Raw genomic sequence first — 25,000 nt, 5'->3', positions numbered from 1 at the left:
TCACCTCCTTTCTAAGGATTCTTAGAAATAGGTAGCGTCGGGTGACCGACAATACTGAATCCGTGGAAACGACTCTCGCTAACGCTCAACAGAAAACATCGTCTTCGGACGAGACTCTATCACCTTTTGGTCTACGAAGACCTCGCTTGGCTCGTCGCCTGCCAAGCGAGGTTTTTTCGTGCGCGCACCGCAACACTTTCGCCCGCCGAAGACGGTAATGCGTATTCGTTACCCTCACATCCCCGAGCCGAATGGTGCCATGCACCATCTTTTTTGGCTCTCGGCAGAACGCCGCAGCATTTTGACTTCCGCGTCAGCAGGCTTGATCTAATTAGCCGTACCGCGTTAGCGGCGGTTTGCTCGGCCGTTAACCGGGGATAACGCCCATCGGCTCATTGTTGTCAGTCGGTATACGATTAAATCAACAGCCCGTAAGCACTGGGTGCGATGAAGAGTTTTTCAAACGCAGAGCGCGCGGAGACGCCGAGGATCGCAGAGCTTGATGACTGACGATAAAGCGAACACTAAATTCGGTTGCTCTCTGCGTCTCGGCGAGCTCCGCGTTTCAACTCCAGCAGTGAATCATCGAAGTTTGCCATGGCTCCAGCATCCAAAGAACGTTCGCATATTACGAAATGCATCGTACCTGGGTGTATGATGTGCAAAACAATCCCATCGTCATAGCTTGTTGACGAGCAAAGATTATGGAAATTCGGCGAAGCTAAAGTGCCAGTACCACGGATGGGAGTTTTCGGCTGATGGTTCGTCCGCAAAAATTCCCGACGCTCAGAGCTTTCGGCCTTGGAACGGTGGGCCGGAATGTTTGCGGAAATATCCCATCGAAGTTGTGGGTCGACTGATGTTTGTAAGCTTCAATGAATCGGTTGAAGACATTGAGGAGCAGTTGCGACCGGTTCAAGAGATTTTGACCGAGTTCCCGGCCGAACGTTGGCGGCATGTGGAAAGCTGGAAATACGAGTTCGCGGCAAACAAGTGATGACAGTCGTTCCCACTTCAGAGACGACGTCAGAGATGCGTGTTTCAGTGTTCGTCCTCGGACCGGAGGACGGAAATCGTGTCGGCGAATTTTTGAGTCGCGTTTGGGGAAAAGTGAAGGTGCGTGCGGTCAAATCGATTTTGGGCGAGGACGCGGCGCTATATCCGGATATCCAACAGGGAATGGAAAATAGCCCTTTCCGGGGTGATATCAGCATTCGCGAAGAACTGGTTCATGCCTTCCAGGATCACGTGAATAGTCGCTGTGGTTTGCAATCAATGACCGGCTCCGCCGATGGTTGACTCGAGCCAGGCAACAAGACGCTACTTGATCATTGGTTACGGGGTCATCCCGATCGCGATCAATCTGGCAATCACGTTCGTGCTGGGGTGGTTGATGCTACGCGACAGATCGATGCTTCATCTGATCGGACAAACACCCTGTGTTCTCACCGAATTGCTGGGTACTAATTTTTTCCTTCCGCTGATTACCGCGTGGATCACGACGCGAGTCGTAAGCAAGCACATCGATCAAGGTCGGGTGCATCGATTGATTGAAGAAAAAGACGAAGGTTGGCTGGATAGATTGATTGGCCAGACGCGACGAATGATTGGTTACGGATCGATGACCGGTTGCTTTCGATTTTCGTTGGTCGTTTTTGCCATGACACTAGTGCCGACTTTCTTTGCCGTGGCGGCGTGGCCTGCTGAGACGGTTACTCTGTTTCCGTTTTTATTGGCCAAGTCACTTTATGCAGCATTGTTGGGAGCGTTGGTAACACCGTTGGTCGCGATCGCTTCACTTTCGGCTGTGAAGTGAGATCAACTAGCCTGAGACGATCGCACAATGCGGAGCGAGCTTTGCTGGAAGAACGAGCCAGGCCAAAATAACGCCGCTTATCGCAATGAAAGGTCTTTTCAAACGCAGAGCATGCAGAGACGCAGAGGAACGCAGAGTTTGTGGGTAATTCGAAGAGGTCACATTGGGAAATTTCGTTGGACTAAATCTTGAAAAGCCACCTTGCTTCTTGATGTCTGGCTTCGTTAACACCCCATGAACGTTCCTAAAGTGTGATCCGTGATATTGAATATTCAGTCAAGCCGATCTTTTGCGCACGCGGGAGTTTTTCTCAGCGTGGTGGTTGTCTACGCATGTTTTTCGAATCATGCTCACGCTCAGCTTCCGACCGGTTTGACGAAGTCTCGGTGGGCCATGGATCACCCGGAATACTCTGAAAAGTATGCCGAAGGAGCTGAAAAAAGCGACATCCCAGGCAAAATCAAGCAGGCGGCGGACGCCAGATTTCTCGATGGCTCGTCCGGTTGGTTCGTTTCAGGCGGGCTGACCGCAATCGGACAATCGTCCAACCCGATGGGCAGCCTCGAAGTGGGCTATGCCGGGTACCAAACATCCTATTTCACCCAACGGGTTGGCCTAGTCGCCGCAGCGAACGACGACGACTTTTTCTTGGGTGGAGAGTTGGGAGTCCGGTTTCAAACGCCGACGCGATTAGCGCCGTTTTTGGGTTTGGGAATCTTCACCGGAGTCGCTAGCACGACCGAATCGGCTGAGGATGATCACGAAGACAACGACAGCGACGGCAGCGTTGATGAACGGGGAGAAGAGCGAGTGAACTTCGATGGTGCTCTCTCCGCATTTTATCCTGAGATCGGTGCACATTTTTGGTGGACGTCCAGGCTTCGGATCAGCGGTTTTGGTCGGTACCTCGTCACTACCGAAGGCCGCGACGCCGATGCTTGGTATTACGGTGTCTCGTTTGCGGTTTTCAGATAGGATACGTTTCGTCCTACGTGCCACGATTCACTTTTCTAGAGGACTCCGTACCCAGTGTCTGAAAACGCAAACATCCATCATGAGATCAACTACATTGAGATCTCGGCCAACGACATTCCCGAAGCGAAACGATTCTACGGCTCGGCATTTGGTTGGCGTTTTAACGACTACGGACCGGATTATGTTGGCATTCGCAAGCAGCAATCCGATGGTGAATGCGGTGGAATCTGTCGGTCGGAGCAGATGTCAGTAGGTGGACCGCTCGTGATCCTGTATTCCCTGGATCTGGAGGCGTCGTTTTCATCCGTTCAGAAGGCGGGCGGCACGATCACACAAGAGATTTTTTCGTTTCCTGGGGGACGTCGCTTTCAGTTCCGCGACCCCAGTGGGAACGAGCTTGCCGTCTGGTCCGACCAATCTCCAGCTGCAGTCCGCGACACCTGACTCGCACCGATCGATCGGCACCTTCGTCCGCATTTGTGAATTCAACTCTTGTGGTGTCGTTGGAGCGATATTCTGACAAATCGTGGCAGTTCGGCTAGAATAGTGCTTCGTCAAAATTTAACCTTAGGGTGAGCCGAACGCGCTAGCGTCGGGCGTTGAGCAATGCCTGCGGCTAGCGGGCCGTTGATTTAATCGTTTAACGGCAAGCCGCAGGCGACAGAGCTTGAGAACGCAGACGCCTGCGGCTTGCCGTTAAACGAAAACGCCCAATCGTGCACTCAATCAACAGCCCGCTAGCGCCGTCGGCTCACTTCACTAACCCTATTTTTATATTTTGCCGAAGCACTAGGGGAACTTCACTCGCACCCAAGGCACCCGATGAGTCGCTTCAAAGTAATCTTTCTGACGCTTTTTTTCGTCTTAGCCACTCACATGAACGTGGGAGGTCAGGAACCACGGTTGGAATACAACCGAGATATTCGTCCGATTCTTTCTGACAATTGCTTTCTCTGCCACGGTCCAGCCGAATCAACTCGCGCGGCCGATTTGCGATTGGATGATTACGAAGCCGCGTTGGCAGCAGCGGTGTTGAATCCAGGCAATCCCGAGGCGAGCGAATTCATGGATCGGATTTTGTCCGATGACGTGGATCTGCAAATGCCGCCGCCGGATTCAAATAAGAAACTGTCCGATGCTCAAAAACGACTGCTTCAACGTTGGATCGCTGAAGGGGCGCAATATCAAGAGCACTGGTCCTTTGTGCCGCCAAAGAAATCGGTCGATGTCGGAACAGCCAATCCGGTCGATTATTTTACACAGCGAAGGTTAAAAATGGCCGGGCTGGATTTATCGCCCGCTGCTGACCTCAACGTGTTGATCCGCCGAGTAACTTTGGACCTCACCGGACTGCCCCCAACACCGCAGCAAGTCGCTGCGTTCATTGAAGATTCCGATCATCGCGGAATCGATGTTGCCTATGCTGGCTTGGTTGATCGTTTGCTGTCTTCGCCCGCGTATGGAGAACGGATGGCATTGGCTTGGCTGGATGCGGCCCGTTACGGAGACACGAGTGTGATGCACGCCGATGGACCGCGTGACATGTGGCCATGGCGAGACTGGGTGATCAACGCTTACAACGCGAACATGCCGTTCGACCAATTCACGATCGAACAACTGGCGGGTGATTTAATTCCCGATGCAAGCATGGAGCAGAAAATTGCGGCAGGCTTCAATCGTAATCATGCGACGAGCGACGAAGGGGGCGCCTTTGCCGAAGAATTGCGTGTTGAGTACGTCGTTGATCGTGTGCAAACAACCTCGACCGTCTGGCTTGGGTTAACGATGGAATGCAGCCAATGCCATGATCACAAATACGACCCGATTTCGCAGAAGGAATATTATCAGTTCTTCGCTTACTTCAATAATACAACCGACCCCGGCATGCAAACCCGCGATGGCAATCAAACGCCGGTGGTTAACGTGATCGACGACGAATACCAGGCGAAGCTGACTGATCTCGAACTGCAGGTAGAATCTGCACGCAAGAATTTGGAGGATCATCGTCAATCGATCGAGCCAATGTTTGCCGCGTGGGCACAACAAGCGACTGTCGACGCCTCCGAGTCCGGGGAATACGAGAAAGATCTTGCTGGTCTCGTCCATTGGTATCCACTCGACGAAAGCGAAGGCAACGAACTCAACAATCAATTGACTGGAACGAGTGCGACACTTGAAAAAGGTAAACTTGAATCGGCGGAGCGGGATGGCGGAGCAGCGTTAAAGCTGAACGGGTCAACTCAGTTTATCTGTCCGCAAGATTCACCGACGTTGAAGAACGATGAGCCCTTTAGTTTTACGGCGTGGATTAAAAGTGACGGCAAGTCCGGTGGCGCCGTGTTTTCACGAATGGACGTGGCAAACGGTTATCGGGGATACGATTTGTGGATCCAAGGACGCAATGTTGGGTCACATATCATCCACGATTGGCCCACCAACGCGCTGAAGGTCGTTTCGCAAGATCAACTGCAAACCGATGTTTGGCAGCATGTTGTTGTCAGTTACGACGGCAGCCAAAAAGCGGAAGGGATCAAGATCTACATCGATGGAAAACTTTCGGCGAACAAGGTCGAAGCCGACACGCTCAACGCAACGATCGAAACCGATGTCCCCTTCAAAATCGGTAGCCGGTCGACGGGCGCCAACTGGAAGGGGGAGGTCGATGATATTCGTATTTATGAGCAAGCCCTTTCCGAGGCGGATGTTTCCTTGGCAAAGCGTGATCCGGTCGGTGGAATCCTTGCAACAGCGCCCGACCAAAGAAGCGAAGAACAAATTCAAATCCTGCGCAGGTTCTACCTCGCAAACGAAGACAAGGTCTATCAAGACTTGAACACCGAGTTGGCAAAGGTAACCAAACAACTTTCTGAGACGAAAGCCAATCCCGTCACGTCGATGACCATGCAGGACAACCCCGAATCGAGCATGCGAATGACTTTTGTGCTCGATCGCGGGCAATACGATGCTCCCAAGAAGGAAGAACCAATCACGCAAGGTGTTCCTGCCGCGCTGCCACCTCTGCCTAACGACGCACCACCGAATCGCTTGGGTCTTGCTCAATGGTTGACGCAGCCCGACCATCCGCTGACCGCCCGTGTTGCGGTGAATCGTTATTGGATGATGTTTTTCGGTGAAGGCCTGGTGCGCACCGTTGGCGATTTCGGCGCACAAGGTGCGCCGCCTACCCATCCCGATTTGCTTGATTGGCTGGCGGTCGATTTTGTGCAGTCGGGTTGGGACGTCAAACGGATGGTTAAACAGCTAGTGATGTCAAAGACGTATCGCCAAAGTTCGCGGCAAGAACCGGCTCATCGCCAGCATGATCCTACCAACCAATGGTTGGCTCACAGCCCACGGTTTCGGTTGCAGGGTGAAATGATTCGAGACCAAGCGTTGGCGGTCAGTGGGCTATTGGTAGATCAACTTGGCGGCCCAGGTGTGAAGCCCTATCAGCCGCCCAATATCTGGAATGAAGTCAGCCTCAATGGCGGGCTTCGATATCCGCAGGATAAGGGCGAGAAACTGTATCGCAAATCGTTGTATACCTATTGGAAGCGAAGCTCTCCGATGCCGAGTATGTTGATATTCGATGCGCCGTCACGTGAAAAATGCGTCGTTCAGCGAGCAAGAACGAACACTCCCCTGCAAGCACTCGTTACGCTGAACGATCCGCAGTTCGTGGAGGCGGCACGCGCGTTGGCCCAGCGGTTGATACAGTCCGAGTCCGAAGACGAGAGACGCATCGAACTGGCATACCAACTATGTACGTCGCGTTCGGCGAACCATCGTGAGCGGGATATCGTTGAGAGGTTATTGAACGAACAACGCCAATTGTTTGCGGCTTCGCCTGAAAGTGCGACCAAGCTGTTGGCCGTCGGCGAATCACAGCGGGACGAATCGATTGAGCCCTGCGAACATGCCGCTTGGACGGTCATTGCTCAGATGATCTTAAATTTGGACGAAACGTTAACTCGAAGTTAGACAACGATGAACAATCAAACGGAAGCTCGTCGCCGATTCTTATTGCAAACAGGGACTGGAATCGGTGGAATCGCGTTAAACACGCTGCTTAACCCGGCGTTGGTCGGTGGTCTTGCGGCCGCCGAACGTTCGCATCCAGGTCTGCCGCAGTTTCCCAATTTTGCGCCCAAGGCCAAACGTCTGATCTACCTGTTTATGGCCGGCGGGCCGAGTCACATCGATACGTTCGATTACAAGCCCGCGATGAGGGAACTGCATGGCAAGGAGTTGCCCGAGTCAGTACGGCAAGGCCAACGCTTGACCGGGATGACCAGTGGACAATCGGAATTTCCGTGTGTCGCCCCGATGTTTGAGTTCGAGAAATTTGGTGAGCACCAAACTTGGGTGAATAGAGAACTCCTTCCCCACACGGCCAAGATTGTTGACAAAATCTCGATCGTCAAATCGATGCACACCGAGGCCGTCAATCACGATCCGGCGATCACCTACATCAATACCGGTGCGCAGCAGCAGGGCAAACCGGCCTTGGGCGCTTGGCTTAGCTACGGGTTGGGGAGCGTCAACGACAACATGCCGTCTTATATCGTGATGATCTCACGAGGTAGTGGACAGCTTCAGGCACTTTACGACCGATTGTGGAACGCTGGTTTTCTGCCATCCAAACATCAAGGCGTCAAGCTTCGAAGTAGCGGCGAGCCCGTCCTGTATCTTGAAAATCCGCCGGGCATTGAACGAGCCGCCCGCCGAAGCATGTTGGATAGTTTGAATCAACTCAACCAAGAAACCCACGATCGGTTCGCCGACCCTGAGACGCAAGCCCGAATCGCTCAATTTGAGATGGCGTTTCGTATGCAGAGCGAAGTCCCTGAATTGATGGACATTGCCAAGGAAACTCAAAGCGTCAAAGATCTTTATGGGCCTCAAGTTGAGAAGCCGGGATCGTTCGCACGCAATTGTTTGCTGGCCCGACGAATGGTGCAAAAAGGCGTCCGTTATGTGCAACTATTTCATCGTGGATGGGACCAACACGGTTCGTTGCCAAGCAAGATTCGCCAGCAGTGTGAAGATGTGGATCAACCCGCCGCCGCGCTGATTCAGGATCTCGAACAGCAAGGTATGTTAGAGGACACGCTGGTCGTCTGGGGCGGTGAATTTGGTCGAACGATTTATTCGCAAGGAAAGCTGACCAATGACGATCATGGACGCGATCACCATGGACGCTGCTTCACGATCTGGATGGCGGGAGCGGGCATCAAACGTGGATTCGAATATGGAGTCACGGACGACCACAGCTACAACATCTTGGAAAACCCGGCTCACATTCGTGACCTGAACGCAACGATCTTGCACCAACTGGGCGTCGATCACAAAAAACTGACATACAAGTATCAAGGCCTCGATCAGCGGCTCACCGGAGTGGAGGAGGAAGCGCACGTGATTCAAGGTATCCTCGCGTAGGTGTATCGTCGCTTCCGTGCCAAGGGATCGAGCACGATTACCACCGCCGGCTGAGTGTGAGTATGATATCGTCATACGCGATGGTTTCCGCCCTCGTTTCGGCCTCGTTGAATCATGCCAATGAGCGTCGTTTCCTCTTTTGGCTTGCATGTTGCTGGCAACCGTGACAAATGACGATGAAATCATTTCGAGTATTGAGACTGGCGGCTTTGCTGCTTTGCTATTTTGCGCAGGTTGGTCATATCGCATTTGGCCAATCCAGATCTCTTGGGTTCAATGCGACTGATAGCCAACCGGACATCAAGCCAGAGTCATTAGTGTTTCGCCGCCAAGCGACTCGTCGAATGGTTTTTGATCAATCTCAAGACATTCCGCTGGGAGGACTTGCGCCATCGGAGATCATCGGTCTCGACGTAATGCATCCGGTTGTTGGGAGTCAAAAGGGGCAGATCGAAAATCGACTCGGTGCCGGCAAGCTTGTACTCTCGGCGGCTGGCGAGGCTTCTGCCTGTCGATGGGTCGGTGCAATGAATCCCTTTGCCAGTTACGACTTGAGCCTTCACAGTTTCGCGGGAAGTGGTCGTGTCGGCATTCGGTTTTCCGATTCGGAAAACGAAGACCACCTTTCCGCTTCCATCTTGATCAGCGATGGGAAGTACCAATCGGTCGAGTGGGAGGTTTTTCGGGACAACGAGGTGATCGACCGACAGGGTTTTAGTTGGCCAAAAGACTTTTCCGTTGACGGACCGATCCGGTTGCGTGTTCAGATGTTGGCCGTCGGGGTAAATCTCTACTTGGAATCCAGCGGACAGTTTTGCTTGATTGGCTATTCTGATTTTGCGCAGCACTTTGATTTGCGACGCAAGGATTTGGCACGCCGATTTGAGTTTTGTTTGCACACACACCTCGACGCAGGGGCTTCCGCTGAGATTTTAGGATTGCGGTCCGCGTTAACGCCTGGCTGCGGCCAGGCTGACATTCGGGCCATCACCAATCAATTCGGTGAGCCGCTGCTTGACGAGGGGCGAGTGTGGTTGACGATGACGGTCCGCGGCCGAGCGTTGCCTCATCCACTTCAAGGTGTCTTTTCGATGAATCCTTCGGTATTTGATATCCGATTCGAAGGCATCATTGTTTTTGATATGGGAGACGGTCTGCTGCGCAACGAACTTGCCTCGCATTTGTTTTTTGACGAACCGTCGAGACAGTGGCGAGGCTGGACTACGGGTTTCAGTGCACTCGGTACCACCACGGGCAAGGAAGCCAAAGCGATCCTTGCGATTTCATCCGACCGAGATCCGCGTCGCGGGTTTTCGGTCATGAAAGCAAGTCCGATCGGAGTGGTCGGTGAGCACGAGGATCCACACGGCGTTTATGATGTCGAAGCCAAAAAATGGCGTTTGCTTCTCTCCGAACGCGCGGGAAAGTACCGTGCGGGGATCTGGGAATCGGACCACTGGGATCGTGGTTATGAACGACTTGCTGGTCCGGTGGAAATGGACAGTACCGGAACACTCATTCAGAAGATCGGCCGATCAAGATTTGTATTCTTTGGAAGTGCCGATCGTAAAGTCTATATCTGTTCCTATCCGGACTTGAATCGAGTCGGTGAGCTTCAAATTCATCGACCGCCTTGGAACGAGCAAACCGGCACGCGTATCTGGCCCAATATTATTCCCCTGCCCGAGGGTTATCCGGCACCGTTCATTGCGATCATGATGGATCGAGTCAATTTTCCTGGTATGCCGTCTCCGAATTGGACTTACGGGGCGATGTACCTGTATCACGCTCATCCCTAGGAGCCTACTCCGCGATGCATACCAATTGCTCTGAACGCTGTTCGCCTTCACCCAAACCGATTCGGTAGTATAGACAACCATCGGCGTAGGCGGGGCTGGCGTAGCAATCGCTGCCGAGTTGGTTCTTGGCGACTTGCTGGTATTCCTCGCCACTGGCGCGAAAGACGTAGGTGTTCCCGGATAGGTCCGAGACGTAGATCGAATCACCGACCAAGATCGGTGAACTGCTGAAGTTGCCGCCTAATCTTTTTTTCCATTTCATGTCGCCATCGGCGACGGACCAACACATGGCGATGCCATCATCGGTTACGCCGAACAAATGATTGCCATCGGTGATCATGGAAGGCTCGTAAATCTTCGTTCCGTTGGACCATTGTCGTTCCCCGCGTGCGGTCAAACAGATCGTTTCCTTATCGGGATAACCGCCCGATGCGAAGATGCTGTCCTTCGTTGCGACGACGGTGCCGCAGGTCGCATCGGAAATACATGGCGTTTCCCAAATCGGAGTTCCGGTCGCCGGATCGTAGCTGGCCAAGCGGCCTCCGCCGGTGATCAAAAGTTGATCTTCCCCTCCGACCGTGGCCACGGTCGGGCTGCTGTATGAATCAAACGCACCGCGATCGCGACGCCAAGCTACCTTTCCGCTCTGCAGATCCAGCCCAGCCAAGTAGCCGCCGCCACCGTTGTCCGCCGCGATGATGACAAGCGATTGATAAATCAACGGGGAAGGCGCGTACCCGAACCGCGAAGCGAACGCACCCACGTCGGTCTGCCAAACCTGTTGCCCGCTTTGATCGAGGGCAGTGACCACGATCCGCCGATCATTTAAGAATGCGGTGATGAAAAGATTGCCGTCTGACGCGATCGTTCCGTTGGCATTGGTTGCTTTGGAATGAACGTCACGCGGATTCGGGAATCCTCCTTCATGAATCAAGCTTTGCCAGACGGTCGCTCCAGTTTGACGGTCATAGGCGACCACCGATTGCCGTTGGTCGGCATCATTGGCCGTTGCCATCACAACCAGGTCGCCGACGATGATCGGACTGCTGTGACCGCGACCAGGCACGGGGCTCCGCCAACGAATGTTATCGGACTCGGACCAAGTTGTGGGTGGTGCGGCGAGTTCTGATTCCGTTGCCGTCCCGTCAACCAATGCGACGACGCCGTCACCCGTTGAGCCTCGCCATTGCGGCCATTGGCTTTGCAGTTCCGGTCGGGTAAGCGGTTGAACCTCGATCCCACTTTCGGCGACGGTGATTTCGTCGACAGGTGTTTTCTTCTGACAACCCGACGTCGCCAAGCTAGAACTCGTAACCAAGCAAAGAATCATCGCGAGATGGCTAACCGTGATCGGTTTCATGATTGAGTATCCGAAGAATTGAGTATCCGAAGAGTTGTTGCATAAGTTCTACGACGTGACGCTGGGGGCCAAATCCCGTTTGGCTTGTTGCAAGAATTGCAACGCTTCCATCGGCGTCATCGAATCAAAATCGAGTTGACCGATCTTTTGAATCAGCGGATGGTCGGCGTAGCCGAACAGGGTCAGTTGGTAAGTATCGCCACTCCCGTTGCCGGATTGTCGACTACTCGGCGGAGCGATTGTGGGTCGGTCGAGTGAATCGCGGTGATCGGCTTCGAGTTGCGCCAAAACTTCTTTGGCTCGAGCGTTGACTTCCGGCGGAATACCTGCCAAGCGAGCGACTTGAATGCCGTAGCTTTTGTCGGCACTGCCGCTGATGATCCGATGTAGGAACACGACTTCGTCTTGCCATTCTTTGACGGCGACGTTCATGTTGGTTACTCGGGGCAAGGTTTCCTGAAGCGCGGCGAGTTCATGGTAGTGCGTCGCAAACAACGTCCGGCATCCGATCTGTTCGTGCAGATGTTCGGTAATCGCCCAAGCGAGTGACAGACCGTCGTACGTGCTGGTTCCTCGTCCGATCTCGTCCAAAATCACGAGGCTTCGCGAAGTGGCGGTGTTGAGAATCCGCGCCGTTTCGACCATCTCGACCATGAACGTGCTCTGGCCCCGACTGAGTTCATCGCTCGCACCGACGCGGGCGAAGATGCGATCGGCGATCCCGATTTCGGCGGATTCGGCGGGCACAAAACTGCCGGTTTGGGCGAGCAATGTGATCAATGCGACCTGGCGAATGTAGGTGCTCTTGCCCGCCATGTTCGGACCGGTGATCAGGTGGATCATTCCCGTCTCTGGACTTTGGAAACAATCATTAGGAACAAACTCGCCTTGTTTCATTGAAACGTCCAGCACCGGATGCCGGCCATTTTCGATTCGCAACGTCGAATCGTCGGTGATCTTGGGCCGGATCCAATGATGCTGTGCGGCGACTTCGGCCATCGATGCCAACACGTCGAGCCGGGCGATCGCTTGAGCGACTTCCTGCAGAATCGCCAAATGATCGTGCGTCATTTGACGCAGGTCGGCAAAGATCATCATCTCACGCGTGGAGGCTTTGTCGTCGGCCGAAAGGACTTTCTCTTCGTACTCTTTCAGTTCGGGCGTGATGTAACGTTCGCAATTCTTGAGCGTTTGCTTGCGAATGAAGTCCGCCGGGATCTTGCTCTTATGCGTATTGGAAACTTCGAGGTAGTATCCGAAGACACGGTTGTAACCCACCTTCAAGTTGGCGATGCCGGTTTCGTCCATTTGCCGTTGTTGGTATTCGGCGATCCATTGCTTGCCGCCTTTGGCGAGCTGACGGAGAGAATCAAGTTCCTCGTCAAAGCCTTCGCGAATGAAGTTGCCTTCATTGGCGGACAAAGGGCAATCTTCATTCAAGGCGTTTTCCAGATTGCCTCGAAGTTCCGGACACAGATGAAGTTTGGATTCGATCTCGACCAAACAATCGCTCACCCGATCGGTCAGGCGAGCTTTCAGCGTCGGCAATCCCGACAATGTATCGGCGATCTGACGCAAATCACGCGGGCCGGTTCGGCCGGTCGCGATCCGGGCTAACAACCGCGTCAGGTCATAGGTCTCGCCGAGTATCTTCCGCACGTCGGTTCGCAGGGAGTGATTGCCGACGAGTTCGGATACCGCATCGGCCCGGTATGCAATCGACTCCGGTGCAACCAGTGGTGCCGCGAGATAGTCGGCGAGCAATCGCGATCCCATCGGTGTGACCGCTCGATCGATCACGCCGAGCAACGCACCGTCACGGCTGCCGGTGCGCATCGTGCGATTGATTTCGAGACTTCGCCGCGTGGCCGCGTCGATCTGCAAGACGGGGCTGCGGTTATGGCAGGTGATCGTTCGAAAGTGATCAAGCGATCCGCGTTGGGTGTCCATCAAATAAGCCAACACGCCACCGGCGGCGCGGACCGCCGGGGCCGAATCGTCCTCAAACCCGAGCCCTTCCAAGCCCGAGACGGACAATTGTTTGCAAAGCGACTTTTGAGCCGCATCGAGAGCGAAACTCCACGCCGGCCGTCGCGTCCAAGACCAAGGCATCGTCGTGTCGGGATGAATGGTCGGGTCGTCTTCGCAGTAAATGACTTCGGCGGGATTGATCCGCGCCAATTCATCTTCGAGACGATTTTTGGGAAACACGCCCGCTTCGAATCGGCCGCTCGATAGTTCCGCCCAAGCGATGCCGATCTGAGCTTCGGGCGGGCGGGCGTTTGCCGAACCGCCGGGGTTTTTAGAATTAGCCTTGGACTTATTCTTGGATGTGACCGCAAAAATCGCCGCAAGGTAGTTGGGCTCGCGGGGGTCGAGCATCCCGTCGTCGGTCAATGTGCCCGCGCTGACGACTCGCGTGACTTCACGCTTGACCAAGCCTTTGGCCAGTTTCGGATCTTCGACCTGTTCGCAAACGGCGGCGCGATAGCCCGCCTTGATCAGTTTTTGCAAATACTGGTCGAGTTGATGGTGGGGGAACCCGGCCATCGCCGTCGGGTTCGCGCTGTCTTTGTCGCGGCTCGTCAGGGTCAGACCGAGGACGCTCGCGGCGACTTTAGCATCGTCTAGGAATAGTTCATAAAAATCGCCCATGCGAAAGAACAGCAATGCGTCGCCGCATGCTTCTTTCGCCTCGTGGTACTGGCGCATCATCGGTGTCATGGACGCAATCCTCGAGTTAGGAAATCGCGAGTCGAAAGGGCGGCAAAAGGTTCGCCCGTTTTTCGACAAAGACTAACGGCCAAGTCACTGCGAGAACAGAACCGGGAGGGCTACATTTGTGAGTATGGCTTGGGCTGCAACACGAATTTATCGATCCGGCTGACCGTGCCGAGGTACTTCGGTACAACCTTCAAGGTTTGCCAATCCGGATGAACTTGAAACGCCTTCCATGCTTCCAGGCGAGCTTGTTCGTTCGGATACGTTGTTAGGTAAGTCATGCTGGGCATCTGCGGGCCGGCGATGCACTTGCCGATGAAGATCGGCTCGATGCCGCAGTCCAAAAAGATCGGGACTTCGCCGGCATTGAACATGTCGATCTTCGTGTCAGCGATCTTTTCATTGGCACTTTCGTAAACACGCAACTCGTAAACACGTTCGCCGTTCTCGAGTAAACCATCGGCCACCTTGGCCACCGGCCAGCACGCAAGGGACGACAAGACTTCGCTGCGGATACGTTGGTAAGGCGGGTCGGTATGAGGACGATCGAGGTAGTCCGCTGCGGCGGTTTGGTAAGCTTCGTCGTCGGCGAGTTCTTGTTGCGACGCTTGCAGTTCGTTCAAGTTGCTAAACGGAATCACGACGAAGATCGCATCACTTCCTGTTTGATCCGAATCACTTGGTTCGAAAGCACCGATCGGACCGATGCCTTGTCGTTGCAATGCCGGGATCAACGCATTTTTCAGATAGGCATCAACGGCGGCTGCGTCTCCTTGTTTGCCCAGGACGTACTGACGCACCTCGTAGAACTGCGAGCCCGCACCCGTTTGAGATGCATTTTGGGCATCGACCGCCGAAGCATTGGGGGGCATCATCAAGAGGCTAAAAGTGACAAGGAAAAAGGAACCGATCAAACCGTTTTGAACTGACATCAAATCATCATCGGGGTGGGAAAGGGGCCGCCCTGGGCTCGTAATGTAAGGTCATCACGGGCTCGTCGGCGGGCAAAGAAGGTGTGTCATGATAGTCGATCCGGCGACCCAAAACACACGCGAGCGTTCGCGGCCGGGGACATCGTGTTCCCGGCCCGTGGAGCCGTCGTGAAAAGAGACCGAAAGAAAGTGAATGTTCCGCGAAATGAAGGAAAAACCCTTCAAACGCGAGCATTTTAGCAATTTTCGGCCGATTCATCGAACGTCAGCCCATGGCCGCGAGCTGACCGCGTTCGGCTCCACGCGTGGCGAACTCGCGGAGGTTACCTCCTAGCCTACGTGCCTGGCGTTGCCGGTCAACATCTGATTTTTCGAATTCGTCCACCCCGCCGATTCCGGATGCCCGAATCGGGTCTTCGCGGGCCGGACAGTCGGTTCGCTAAGGCTCGCCGGGGAGAAGGTTTGCGTCGTTTGCGAGTTTCGGGTCGCCTTTGCTAGCAAATCCCAAAAAGGAAAAAAATTTTCCATTCGGGGGGGCGTCCCAGCGGTGGCCCGAGTGAGCGGCCTTGAGTAACTTGGCAACCTGGCGAAAGTCGCGGAGACTTTTTCCATCCAAGACGATCATTCTTTCTTTTCGGGTTTTTGCCTTGAGCGATCCACATTCCGATTCCCACATTCCTGAGACCGCAAAATCCCAGCCGACAAAATCCCAGCCGACAGATTTCCAGCCGGCGGATTCCCAGCCGGCGATCCACGATGTTCCTATGGCGGGATCGGCCGCCGAGCTCGGCGGGGCGATCCACCTCGCCGTTGATTTGGGTGCCTCGAGCGGTCGGGTGATCGCGGCCGGTTTGGACAACGGCAAGATCCGATTGGCGGAGATCTGGCGTTTCGAGAACACTCCCGTGCGGATGAACGATGGGCTGTACTGGAACCATCTCGGTTTGTGGCATGAAATCGTCCATGGGTTGCGGCTGGCGGTCGACCAAGTCGAATCAGCCCAGCGGAATCCGGGCGGCTCTAATCAGAACGGGCCGGGGCCTCGGATCGTGTCAGTCGGCGTGGATACTTGGGGCGTCGATTTTGGTTTGCTTGATGAGAACGACGAGATCCTCGGCCCGGTTCGGTGTTATCGAGATCCTCGCAACGTCGGTATGTTGGCCGAAGCGACACAAACGATTTCCCGCGACGAGATCTTTGCCGAAACCGGGCTGCAGTTCATGGAGATCAATTCGCTGTATCAACTGATCGCCGCCCGCAAGCACAACGATGTGCCCCTGCGCCACGCCAAGTCGTTCTTGATGATCGCCGATTTGTTCCACTGGATGCTCTCGGGTGTGAAATCGATCGAAGCCTCTAATGCCTCGACGACTCAAATGCTTTCACCTCAGACCGGCCAGTGGTCGACCAAGATCCTCGATGCGTTTGAGCTTCCACACGAATGGTTCCCGGAGCCGACACCGGCGGGGACATCGATCGGCGTGGTGCAACCGAGCGTGGCGGCGTTGACGGGATTGCACGACGTCCCAGTAGTCGTCCCGGCGACGCACGACACCGCGTCGGCGGTCTTGTCGGTGCCCGCCGAAGGGTTCGCGCCGGCGGCTCCGGATTGGTGCTACATCAGTTCGGGAACTTGGTCGTTGATGGGCGTTGAGTTGCCCAAGCCCAAGGTCAACAGTTTGTGCGCCGAACTGAACTTTACCAACGAAGGTGGCGTTCACGGCAGCACACGGTTGCTTAAGAACATCGGCGGCTTGTGGGTGTTTCAACAAATCCGTGCGGCGCTTCAGCGTCGAGGCGATGCTCCGTCGTGGGCGGAGATGGTGTCGGCCGCCGAAGCGGCGCCGCCGTTTGCGTTGATCCTTAACCCTGACGATCCGTCCTTGTTGGCACCGCCGGACATGATCGACGAGATTTGCGCTTTGGCCGGTCGCACCGGGCAAGACGTCCCAACCAACAACGCGGTACTGTTCCGCGCCGCATTGGAAGGCTTGGCCTTGCGATACCGAATCACGCTGGAGAATTTGGAACGACTCACCGAATCATCGATCAAGACGATCCACATCGTCGGTGGCGGATCGCTCAACGAATTGTTGTGTCAGATGACTGCGGACGCTTGCAACCGCACGGTCGTCGCCGGGCCGGTCGAGGCGACGGCGATCGGTAACGTGGTGATGCAGATGATCGGGGTCGGAAAGTTGCATTCGATCGACGAAGCACGGCAGCTCGTCCGCGACAGTTTTCCGACCCGTACCTATCGGCCACAAAACACCGCAGTTTGGGAGGCTCCGGCCAAGCGATTCATTGAGTTCTCGTGATCTTTCAGTGGCTGCGAACCCAACCCGCAGTCGGGACGTAACGCTTGCGGTCGACTTTCCACAGTCGTTTCGTTTGCTGTCACCCCGTTTCCAACCCAGCCATGTCTGCCGATCTTCAACTTTCCGCTGCATCGGAGGCGATCGATTTTCCCTATAGAGCGATCAGCCGGGGAGCGATCGTTTCGATCGTTTTTTTCGTATTGGCCCTTCCGGGATTGCTCCCCACCTTCGCCCCTTTGTTGGTCTTGGCTCTTCCCGGAGTGATTTTTGCCGCTTTCGGTTTACGGGCGATCAAACGATACCCTGCCGAATTTAGCGGCAAGAACTTGGCCCTGAGCGGTCTGATCGGGTGTGCCGGACTGTTCATCGGCGGCTTCGCTCAACATACCTACACCTATTTGACCGAAGTTCCCGACGGTTATGAGCGTGTGCAATTTTTCAAGTTGCAGGCTCCCGATAACGGCCCCGACGTGCCGACCGAGACCGCACTTGCGATTGACGGCGACCAAGTGTTTTTGAAAGGCTATATTCATCCGAGCAGCGGCAGCGGGATGTTGCGTCAATTCATCCTGGTGCCTGACTTGGGAACGTGTTGCTTCGGCGGTCAGCCTAAAAGCAGCGACATGATCGAAGTCAGTCTGCCGGCGGGTAACTCGGTTCGCGCCGGGATGACCAAACGCAAACTCGCGGGAACCTTCAAGGTCAATCATGTTCCGCAAAAGAAAACCGACTTCGACAACGCATTGTTCTATAAAATGCGAGTCGATCAATACAAGTAGCCAGTCAATCGCGGCCGACGTTGCTGCGAATTTCGTCCCACCCCGGACCGTTGTGATGCCTCGAGTCTTTCTCGCCAAGTTCGCTTTGTGTTTCGTGTTCGCAATGATGCTCCTGGCGATCTCGCCGGCTATTGCGGAGGACGGCGATCAACAACCACTCTCGATCGCCGAGCAACGTCGTGCGATCATGCGTGGTGAAGCGGCAGGGCGGGCGAAAGTCGAAGTCCGAAAATCCAGCCAAGCCGATTTGGAAAAAGGCGATATCACCTTCGATGATCTGAAATTCGACATCGAAAAAGACGCACCGTTCGACGAAAAGAAACTCAACGATACGCTGCGTTTCCTCGACGGTCGCAAGGTGAAACTGCGAGGTTATATCTTGCCGAGCACTTTGTTCAAGGAAACGGACATCTCGGAATTTGTGCTCGTCCGTGATAACCAAGAATGCTGTTTCGGCCCCGGTGCGGCGTTGTTTGATTGCGTGATGGTCGAAATGGTCGGTACGGCGAACACCGATTTTGTCACCCGTCCGGTAACCGTCGAAGGCAAATTCGTCTTCGATCCGGACAAATACCGATACCCGCCCGGTGTCGGCCCTCGAGGAGCGACTCACATGGCCATCTTCCGAATCGAAGGCGTCCGCGTCCGGTGAGCGGCGGTTGGCGATTCGCTGTTGATGTAGGCTGGGTCGCAGCAATAGCGGAGACCCGGCAATGTTTGCCGTAGGTTGGGTAGCAGCGACAGCGGAGACCCGGCAATTCGATTGAATTCCATCCGCCATTTCGCCACTCGTTCATCCACCACTCGTCCTTCCGCCGGGTGTTCGTCGCAAAGCCTCCTCCACCGAGCCTACTCGACGCCACTGGTCTCGCGATACTACGCCGCTCGGCGGGCCGGCTCGGCCGGACGGTTCGGGCGCATCGGCAGTACGTCTGGTTTCGTCTGCTCGGCTAGCTCGTCCATGGCTTGGGCGTCCAAGCTCACGACCAGTTCGCCACCAATTGTGTGGATCTTCAATTCGTCCTCTTCGGCGAACCAAACCGCCGTCATCGAGGGAGAGCGAAATCGTCGCCCTCGGTAGAACCCTTCACAGATGAAGACCGACTCGCGAAACTCAGCATCAGAATCGGTCGGAAGGCCACCGTTTACCTCGTTTTTGTCGGTTTGCCCTTCCGCGAAAAAAATTCGAACACAGGTGCGGGCGCGGGCAAGTTGTTGCGACGGTGTCATGCGGCTGTTCGACCTCGAAGGAATCCGGCAAAATAACCGCTACGGTGTCGCCATAACGGTCCCTGATCTATCGGCTGTCGAGACTACCTCGGATCGGTCAATCTCGGGCATTTGGAAGAGTCAGCCCGCTCGACCCGGTTTTGCAAAGCCTCCCAAATTTACATTTCCTAAGCCCCCATGCATTCATGCGCACGCTGATCACCGAAACCGAACTCGCCGCCGGCGTGGCTCAATTGGCCAAGGAAATCGATCGTCATTACGGCGAACGCCCGATTACCGTCGTCGCCGTGTTGACCGGTTCGGTGGTCCTGTTCGCGGACTTGATCCGCCGCCTGTCGATGCCGCAGCGGGTCGGTGTGATCCAAGCGTCAAGTTATCGCGGCGGAACAACGGCGGGCGAATTGGTAATCGATGCGAAGATGTTGATCGACGTCAAGAACCGGGACGTGCTTCTGGTCGACGACATTTTCGATACCGGGGCGACGATCGCCCGCTTGCGAGACGAATTGTCGGCGATGGGGGCGACGAGCGTCGCGACAGCGGTGCTACTGCAAAAGAACCGGGAACATCAACACAGTCGCAAGCCGGACTTTGTCGCCTTCGAGATCCCCGATGAATTCGTCGTCGGATACGGTTTGGATTACCTGAACATGTTTCGTAATCTTCCCTACATCGCGGTTTTGGAACCCGATGAAATCGCGGCGGCAGCCGAATCTGTGTGAGTTCCCCCGAGATGTCCCCGCAACGGACGCGGATCCTTTGGGCTTCGCGATACTACTGGCCTTTCGGTGCCGGCCGACATGCTCGCGCCGCAGCCACGGTTGATTTGACCAGACGACTGAGCGAAGCGGGGCATCATGTCGAAGTCGTCACGCCGCGTTATGGCACGCATTGGTCCGAAGGTTTCCGGTTTCATAACATCGCAGTGCACCGGATTGCAGCGGCTCCCCGTGGCGAATGGTCGATCCAGCGATACGTGCGTCATCTTGGCAATTGGATGATCGAGCAATCCGGCCGATTCGATGTGTTGGTTTGCGATGGTCTCAACGACGACGCCCGTGCGATCATCAACGCCGTAACAGGGCAGGGCAGGGCGGTCCCCATCGGCGTCACGCTTTGCGACGGATGGGGCGGCGACGCGGACGAAGTCGCTTGTCGACAATCGCGAAGTGGTCGGCGAATTTTATCGGCGGTTTCGGCCATGAATCATGTCGTGACTCGGCACGCCGGGGCCGATCGGTTTCTCATTGCCCAAGGAATCCCACCTGACGCCATTCATCGGACTCCCAAAGGCTTTGCCCGGCCTCAAAGGGTGACGGCGGAACAGCGTGCCGCCGCGCGAGGCTCGCTGGGGCAGGCCAACTCGGACCTGACCGCCGGACCTGACGATCGTGTCTTGCTTTGGTGCGGCGACATGAAAGGCCGGCCACGCGACCAAACCGGTGTCATCCATTTGGTGGCCAATGCCCGATTGATGTGCGGACGCTATCCGAACCTAAGAATCTGGCTGCTCGGCGACGGGGAACTGCACGATTGGGTTCATACCGAATTGAAAGCCGAAGGCGTCCGCAGCGTGGTCGCGATTCCCGGTTCGTTCGCCGACATGAGCGATGTATGGAAGGCCGTCGACTTCGCCGTCGTCACCGACGAGGACCAGTTGCGTTACACGCTGCCCTCGGCAATCGAGCGAGGCATTCCGGTCTTGCTCAACGAATTACCCACGATCCGGTCCTGGATCGGCGAGCATTTTCAATCCAACGTCGCCGAATCATTCGCTTGGTACGATCAACACCGCGGTGCCTCACTGCGCAAAAACTTTCGAATGATGTGGGACGATTTTTCAGGCACCGCCGAACACGCCTGGCAAGTCGCGCTGGAGGCCGCCCATCACCGCAGCGAAAGCGAAGAAATCCAACAATGGTCATCCATATTTCAAAGAAGCCTGGGTGGAGCAGGGCTCTGACGACGAACACCCGGCAGCGTGGCGATTAGCGGTTGGCCATTGGCGTATAGCTTTTGGCTCACCTCCTAAACCTAAGCCTAAACCTAAACCTAAACCTAAACCTAAGCCTAAACCTAAACCTAAACCTAAACCTAAACCTAAACCTAAACCTAAGCCTAAACCTAAACCTAAACCTAAACCTAAACCTAAACTTAAACGTAAACGTAAACGTAAACGTAAACGTAAACGTAAACGTAAACGTAAACGTAAACCGCTTACTCAAACCCAACCCATCAACTCCACGAATTAAGCCACCAACAACCAACAACCAACAACCACCAACCAACAACCAACCCCATTTCTCGAACCCCGACCCCGCCTTCATGAAAATCGCTCTCATCATTCCGACAATGGATCGCGGCGGTGCGGAAAAACAAGTCGTGCTGTTGGCGATCGGATTGAAAGACGCCGGGCACGACGTGCGAGTGATGTTGTTGACGCGAGACGGACCGCGCAGCGATGAACTCCGAAGCGTGGGCATCCCGGTCGACCTCATCGGCAAGAAATTCAAAGGCGATCTGACTTCGTTGTGGCGATTGAAGAAACGGCTCATCGAGTTCCAGCCCGATGTCGTTCATACGTGGTTGTTCGCCGCGAACAGTTTCGGCCGCGTTGCTGCATTGATGGCCAGAGTTCCTGTGATCATCGCGAGCGAACGATGCGTCGATCCGTGGAAACGGCGCTGGCATTTCATCATCGATCGCTATCTCGCCAAACGCAGTCAAGCGATCACCACGAACAGTGAAGGCGTGCGTGATTTTTATGCGAACCACGGATTGGACCCTCGGCAGTTCGAGATCATTCCTAACGGCGTGACAATCCAATCGAACAACGCACCGACGAATTTGAAAACCCGCGACGAAGTCTTGTCGAAATTGAGCATCGACCCGCACCGAAAGATGATTTTGGCCGTCGGCCGCTTGTGGCCTCAGAAACGGGTTCGCGATTTAATTTGGGCGGGTGAATTAATCGCGACGCTTCGTGGCGATGTCACGTTGTTGATCGTCGGCGACGGGCCTGAGCGTGATGAATTGATACGTCATCGGGACGCCGTCTCGCAAGTCGAGCACGTGCGTTTCGCAGGTCAGCGAGATGACGTCGCGGACCTGCTCGCCCACGCCGATGCGTTTTGGATCGCCAGCGAATACGAGGGTCAATCCAACGCGGTCATCGAAGCGATGTTGGCGTGCGTCCCCGTGTTCGCGTCGGACATTCCTGGAAACCGCGATTTGATCATCGACGGGGAGACGGGCTGGTTATTTCAACTTGGTAGCGAAGCCGAACTGGTGCAGAAAACCAACGAGATGTTCAACGCCCCCGAAACCGCCACCCGCGTCACGCTGGCTGCCAAAGATCGCATCGAGACCGAATTCACGGTCAACGCGATGGTGCAACGGCATCTGCAACTTTACGAACGCTTGAAGGTTGATTAACCCGCGTGCGAGATTCAGCAAAATCCCAGCCGCATAACGGTTGTTGACCGGTGGCGAGTGTCACTGGTTGTCGTCGTGAAGGATTGAGTCATCCGTTTACTGGCAGGAAGATTGAGGGCAGGAAGATGCTCGGCAATCTTGTCTCAACCATCCCGAAGGGATCCAAGCAATTAGCCACAGGTCGCGCAGCGTACCTGTGGATTGTTCAGCCGAAATGAGGCTCGCCACAACAGGGGGCGAAATTCTATGTTTTCTCCTGCCCACCAGAGCTTTTTGACGTAAGTTTGCGATGGAACTTCTTCTCAAGACCTCTCTGTGAGTCCTTTCATGACCGGGTACCGATTGCTTTTTATCCTTGCCGCATTGAGTTTCTCTGGTTTTGCGAAAGCCGATGATTTATGGTTGGCGGTAGCAAATGAGTTTCCTGGTCGCTTACGCCTGAGCGAAGGCGGAACCGTCCCACGCGTTGTCTTCGCTCGCAGGGACCGCCCAGATCCGGCGTATCCACACGCTGTGATGAAAGTCTCGCAGATCGCTGTTGGGGCGGATGGAAAAGTCTATTACTGCAGTGGCTTGGACGGATCGTTGATGCACCTGTTAGACGGTAGGCATGAAATTCAAGCCTCAGAAGTCGCGGGTCAGATTCGCGATCTTGCATGCACGGGGGAAGAGCATACCGTGTACTACTCCGTTGTTCCGACGCCTCAAAATAGCCAACCACTTGCGGACGGAATCATCTATCGACGTGACTTCTGGGCAGGCTCGCCTGAACAGGTTGCGCATATTCGTCAAGCTGACGTCGGTGGCAATTGGTGGGGAAGTTTTGCGATCCGTGATCGCGAAATTTACCTCGCTACCCTCGATCAGCCAAGTCGCATCTTCAAATGGGCAGGTGGAAATTTACAACCCGTCTTCACGGATAACGTTCATCACGTGACTGGCTTGGCGGTTTCTCCTGATAACCACTTTTTATTTACGGACGGTAGCGGAGGAGTCTGGGAGACGACCGACTTTGTTGGCGTCCGATCGGTCCTGCAGACCGGACTGCCGATCTATGATGTCGCGGTGCGTGCAGCAAGCACCGGCGGTCGGCCTTAATCGCTCATGAAAACTGTCGTTACAGAATAACGACAATCGTGTCACGAGTTCGCATGATAGCGTTTCGGATTACTTGAGCGAGGAATGGGCATCTTGCCACTATGATGCCCACTTGGCTGCGTCTTCGCCAAACAACTGGCTCGTTAATTTTCTGAGAACTGCCTCAGCGGCGGCCCGCATACGAGCGTCGCTGTTCTTCACCGCAACAATCAACGCTTCAACCGCCACCGGCTCCGTGACTACTGCGATCGCCTGAACGGCTGCGATTCGCAATAGCGGTAACCTTGCTTTCAGACCCCAGCTAGATGAGGCAGCAGCCGAGGGGCAGTGCTTTGCAAGGATCAGACGCGGGATTCGGGATCCAGCAGTCCGTCAATCCCGAATCCGGCGTCTGATTCCGGATCGCGCCTCCCCTTGGACCCAACGCCCGGCACCTTCGTGCCGCGCGAGATGGTGGACTCCCTGTCTGTCAATAAGAATGGGCGCCTTTCGGTGACCTGTTGAACCACTGTTTTCCTCCGGTGCAGAAGGAGGTTCCCCCAATAAAGAGACCTGACCCATTTGGCCGCATTCAACAATCAACGCTTCAACCGCCACCGGCTCCGTGACTACTGCGATCGCCTGAACGGCTGCGATTCGCAATAGCGGTAACCTTGCTTTCAGACCCCAGTTAGATGAGGCAGCAGCCGAGGGGCAGTGCTTTGCAAGGATCAGACGCGGGATTCGGGATCCAGCAGTCCGTCAATCCCGAATCCCGCGTCTGATTCCGGATCACGCCTCCCCTTGGATCCAACGCCCGGCACCTTCGTGCCGCGCGAGATGGTGGACTCCCTGTCTGTCAATAAGAATGGGCGCCTTTCGGTGACCTGTTGAACCACTGTTTTCCTCCGGTGCAGAAGGAGGTTCCCTCAATAAAGAGACCTGACCCATTTGGCCGCTTCATTTGGCCGCTTCATAATCTTCTCGGTACCGGACACCTTACTCTTCTCACAGAAAGGAATTCCAAAACGTTTTTGGAATCTGCTATTGACCAAAGTTAAGACCGTCGCTGACCCGTTTGATTTCTCCCGCTTCAACTAACGCCCGCGCGAGTAATTC

At 55.0% G+C, this 25,000-nt stretch carries 19 protein-coding genes, 1 rRNA gene and 1 pseudogene (1 of these 21 only partly in view); 17 read left to right on the top strand and 4 right to left on the bottom strand.

The genetic code is table 11. The annotated features are described in order from the left end of the window. The 10 genes and pseudogenes from Pla100_RS10520 to Pla100_RS10475 form a co-directional block, all read left to right on the top strand. A 16S ribosomal RNA gene (locus Pla100_RS10520) occupies positions 1–11 on the top strand; it begins 1,524 nt to the left of the window's first position. Between the two features lie 671 nt (positions 12–682). After that, positions 683–784 (top strand): annotated as a pseudogene (locus tag Pla100_RS32405) (Rieske 2Fe-2S domain-containing protein); the annotation flags it as partial. A gap of 75 nt (positions 785–859) precedes the next feature. Further along, positions 860–997 (top strand): hypothetical protein, encoded by a 138-nt coding sequence (locus Pla100_RS31535; protein ID WP_231602928.1) that lies wholly within the window; start codon positions 860–862, stop codon positions 995–997. Next, positions 997–1,299, top strand: coding sequence for an SRPBCC family protein (locus Pla100_RS10505; protein WP_146577638.1), 303 nt, complete (start codon positions 997–999; stop codon positions 1,297–1,299). Before Pla100_RS31535 ends, Pla100_RS10505 begins: the two co-directional genes overlap by 1 nt. Further along, entirely contained in the window at positions 1,292–1,816 is a 525-nt protein-coding gene (locus Pla100_RS10500; protein ID WP_146577637.1) for a hypothetical protein, read from the top strand. Before Pla100_RS10505 ends, Pla100_RS10500 begins: the two co-directional genes overlap by 8 nt. Before the next feature lie 393 nt (positions 1,817–2,209). Next, positions 2,210–2,791, top strand: a complete 582-nt coding sequence (locus Pla100_RS10495) for a hypothetical protein (protein WP_146577636.1) — start codon at positions 2,210–2,212, stop codon at positions 2,789–2,791. A gap of 54 nt (positions 2,792–2,845) precedes the next feature. Next, positions 2,846–3,235, top strand: coding sequence for a VOC family protein (locus Pla100_RS10490; RefSeq protein ID WP_197167824.1), 390 nt, complete (start codon positions 2,846–2,848; stop codon positions 3,233–3,235). A 378-nt stretch (positions 3,236–3,613) separates the two neighbouring features. Further along, complete coding sequence (locus tag Pla100_RS10485) at positions 3,614–6,772, top strand: DUF1553 domain-containing protein (RefSeq protein WP_146577635.1); 3,159 nt, start codon at positions 3,614–3,616, stop codon at positions 6,770–6,772. Between the two features lie 6 nt (positions 6,773–6,778). Continuing rightward, positions 6,779–8,230, top strand: coding sequence for a DUF1501 domain-containing protein (locus tag Pla100_RS10480; protein WP_146577634.1), 1,452 nt, complete (start codon positions 6,779–6,781; stop codon positions 8,228–8,230). 176 nt (positions 8,231–8,406) lie between these two features. After that, positions 8,407–10,029, top strand: coding sequence for a hypothetical protein (locus tag Pla100_RS10475; protein WP_146577633.1), 1,623 nt, complete (start codon positions 8,407–8,409; stop codon positions 10,027–10,029). 4 nt (positions 10,030–10,033) lie between these two features. On the opposite strand, the gene Pla100_RS10470 is transcribed toward Pla100_RS10475, so the two are convergent. The 3 genes from Pla100_RS10470 to Pla100_RS10460 all read right to left on the bottom strand — a co-directional run bounded on the left by Pla100_RS10470 (position 10,034) and on the right by Pla100_RS10460 (position 15,042). Then, positions 10,034–11,389, bottom strand: a complete 1,356-nt coding sequence (locus tag Pla100_RS10470; RefSeq protein ID WP_146577632.1) for a PQQ-binding-like beta-propeller repeat protein — start codon at positions 11,387–11,389, stop codon at positions 10,034–10,036. Between the two features lie 48 nt (positions 11,390–11,437). Continuing rightward, entirely contained in the window at positions 11,438–14,113 is a 2,676-nt protein-coding gene (mutS, locus tag Pla100_RS10465) for a DNA mismatch repair protein MutS (protein WP_146577631.1), read from the bottom strand. A gap of 110 nt (positions 14,114–14,223) precedes the next feature. Continuing rightward, the gene (locus Pla100_RS10460) at positions 14,224–15,042 is read right to left on the bottom strand and encodes an NIPSNAP family protein (RefSeq protein WP_231602927.1); all 819 of its coding nucleotides are present in this window, start codon (positions 15,040–15,042) and stop codon (positions 14,224–14,226) included. Positions 15,043–15,689: 647 nt separating this feature from the next. On the opposite strand from Pla100_RS10460, the gene Pla100_RS10455 reads away from it, so the two are divergent. The 3 genes from Pla100_RS10455 to Pla100_RS10445 all read left to right on the top strand — a co-directional run bounded on the left by Pla100_RS10455 (position 15,690) and on the right by Pla100_RS10445 (position 18,791). Then, a complete protein-coding gene (locus tag Pla100_RS10455; RefSeq protein WP_231602926.1) occupies positions 15,690–17,360 on the top strand; it encodes a rhamnulokinase in 1,671 nt (556 codons plus the stop codon). A 101-nt stretch (positions 17,361–17,461) separates the two neighbouring features. Next, positions 17,462–18,139, top strand: coding sequence for a DUF3299 domain-containing protein (locus Pla100_RS10450; protein WP_146577630.1), 678 nt, complete (start codon positions 17,462–17,464; stop codon positions 18,137–18,139). A gap of 103 nt (positions 18,140–18,242) precedes the next feature. Further along, positions 18,243–18,791 (top strand): DUF3299 domain-containing protein, encoded by a 549-nt coding sequence (locus Pla100_RS10445; RefSeq protein WP_315853464.1) that lies wholly within the window; start codon positions 18,243–18,245, stop codon positions 18,789–18,791. A gap of 224 nt (positions 18,792–19,015) precedes the next feature. Here Pla100_RS10445 and Pla100_RS10440 read toward each other — a convergent pair whose 3' ends face one another. Next, a complete protein-coding gene (locus Pla100_RS10440) occupies positions 19,016–19,369 on the bottom strand; it encodes a hypothetical protein (protein WP_146577628.1) in 354 nt (117 codons plus the stop codon). 185 nt (positions 19,370–19,554) lie between these two features. Between Pla100_RS10440 and hpt the strand changes: the two genes are divergently transcribed. The 4 genes from hpt (at position 19,555) to Pla100_RS10420 (ending at position 23,902) form a co-directional block, all read left to right on the top strand. Continuing rightward, the gene (gene hpt / locus Pla100_RS10435; RefSeq protein WP_146577627.1) at positions 19,555–20,091 is read left to right on the top strand and encodes a hypoxanthine phosphoribosyltransferase; all 537 of its coding nucleotides are present in this window, start codon (positions 19,555–19,557) and stop codon (positions 20,089–20,091) included. Further along, on the top strand, positions 20,088–21,332 hold the full coding sequence (locus tag Pla100_RS10430) for a glycosyltransferase (RefSeq protein ID WP_231602925.1): 1,245 nt from the start codon (positions 20,088–20,090) through the stop codon (positions 21,330–21,332). The genes hpt and Pla100_RS10430 overlap by 4 nt, the downstream gene beginning before the upstream one ends. Before the next feature lie 362 nt (positions 21,333–21,694). Further along, positions 21,695–22,804: a glycosyltransferase family 4 protein gene (locus Pla100_RS10425; protein ID WP_146577626.1), complete on the top strand. Its 1,110-nt coding sequence runs from the start codon at positions 21,695–21,697 to the stop codon at positions 22,802–22,804. 327 nt (positions 22,805–23,131) lie between these two features. Further along, positions 23,132–23,902: a WD40 repeat domain-containing protein gene (locus tag Pla100_RS10420; RefSeq protein ID WP_146577625.1), complete on the top strand. Its 771-nt coding sequence runs from the start codon at positions 23,132–23,134 to the stop codon at positions 23,900–23,902. The last annotated feature ends 1,098 nt before the right edge of the window (positions 23,903–25,000 follow it).

The sequence above is a fragment of the Neorhodopirellula pilleata genome (assembly GCF_007859915.1).
In the GTDB taxonomy this organism is placed as follows: Bacteria; Planctomycetota; Planctomycetia; order Pirellulales; family Pirellulaceae; genus Rhodopirellula; species Rhodopirellula pilleata.
Note: the sequence above shows the minus strand (reverse complement) of the source record. Positions and strands in the feature narration are given on the sequence as shown.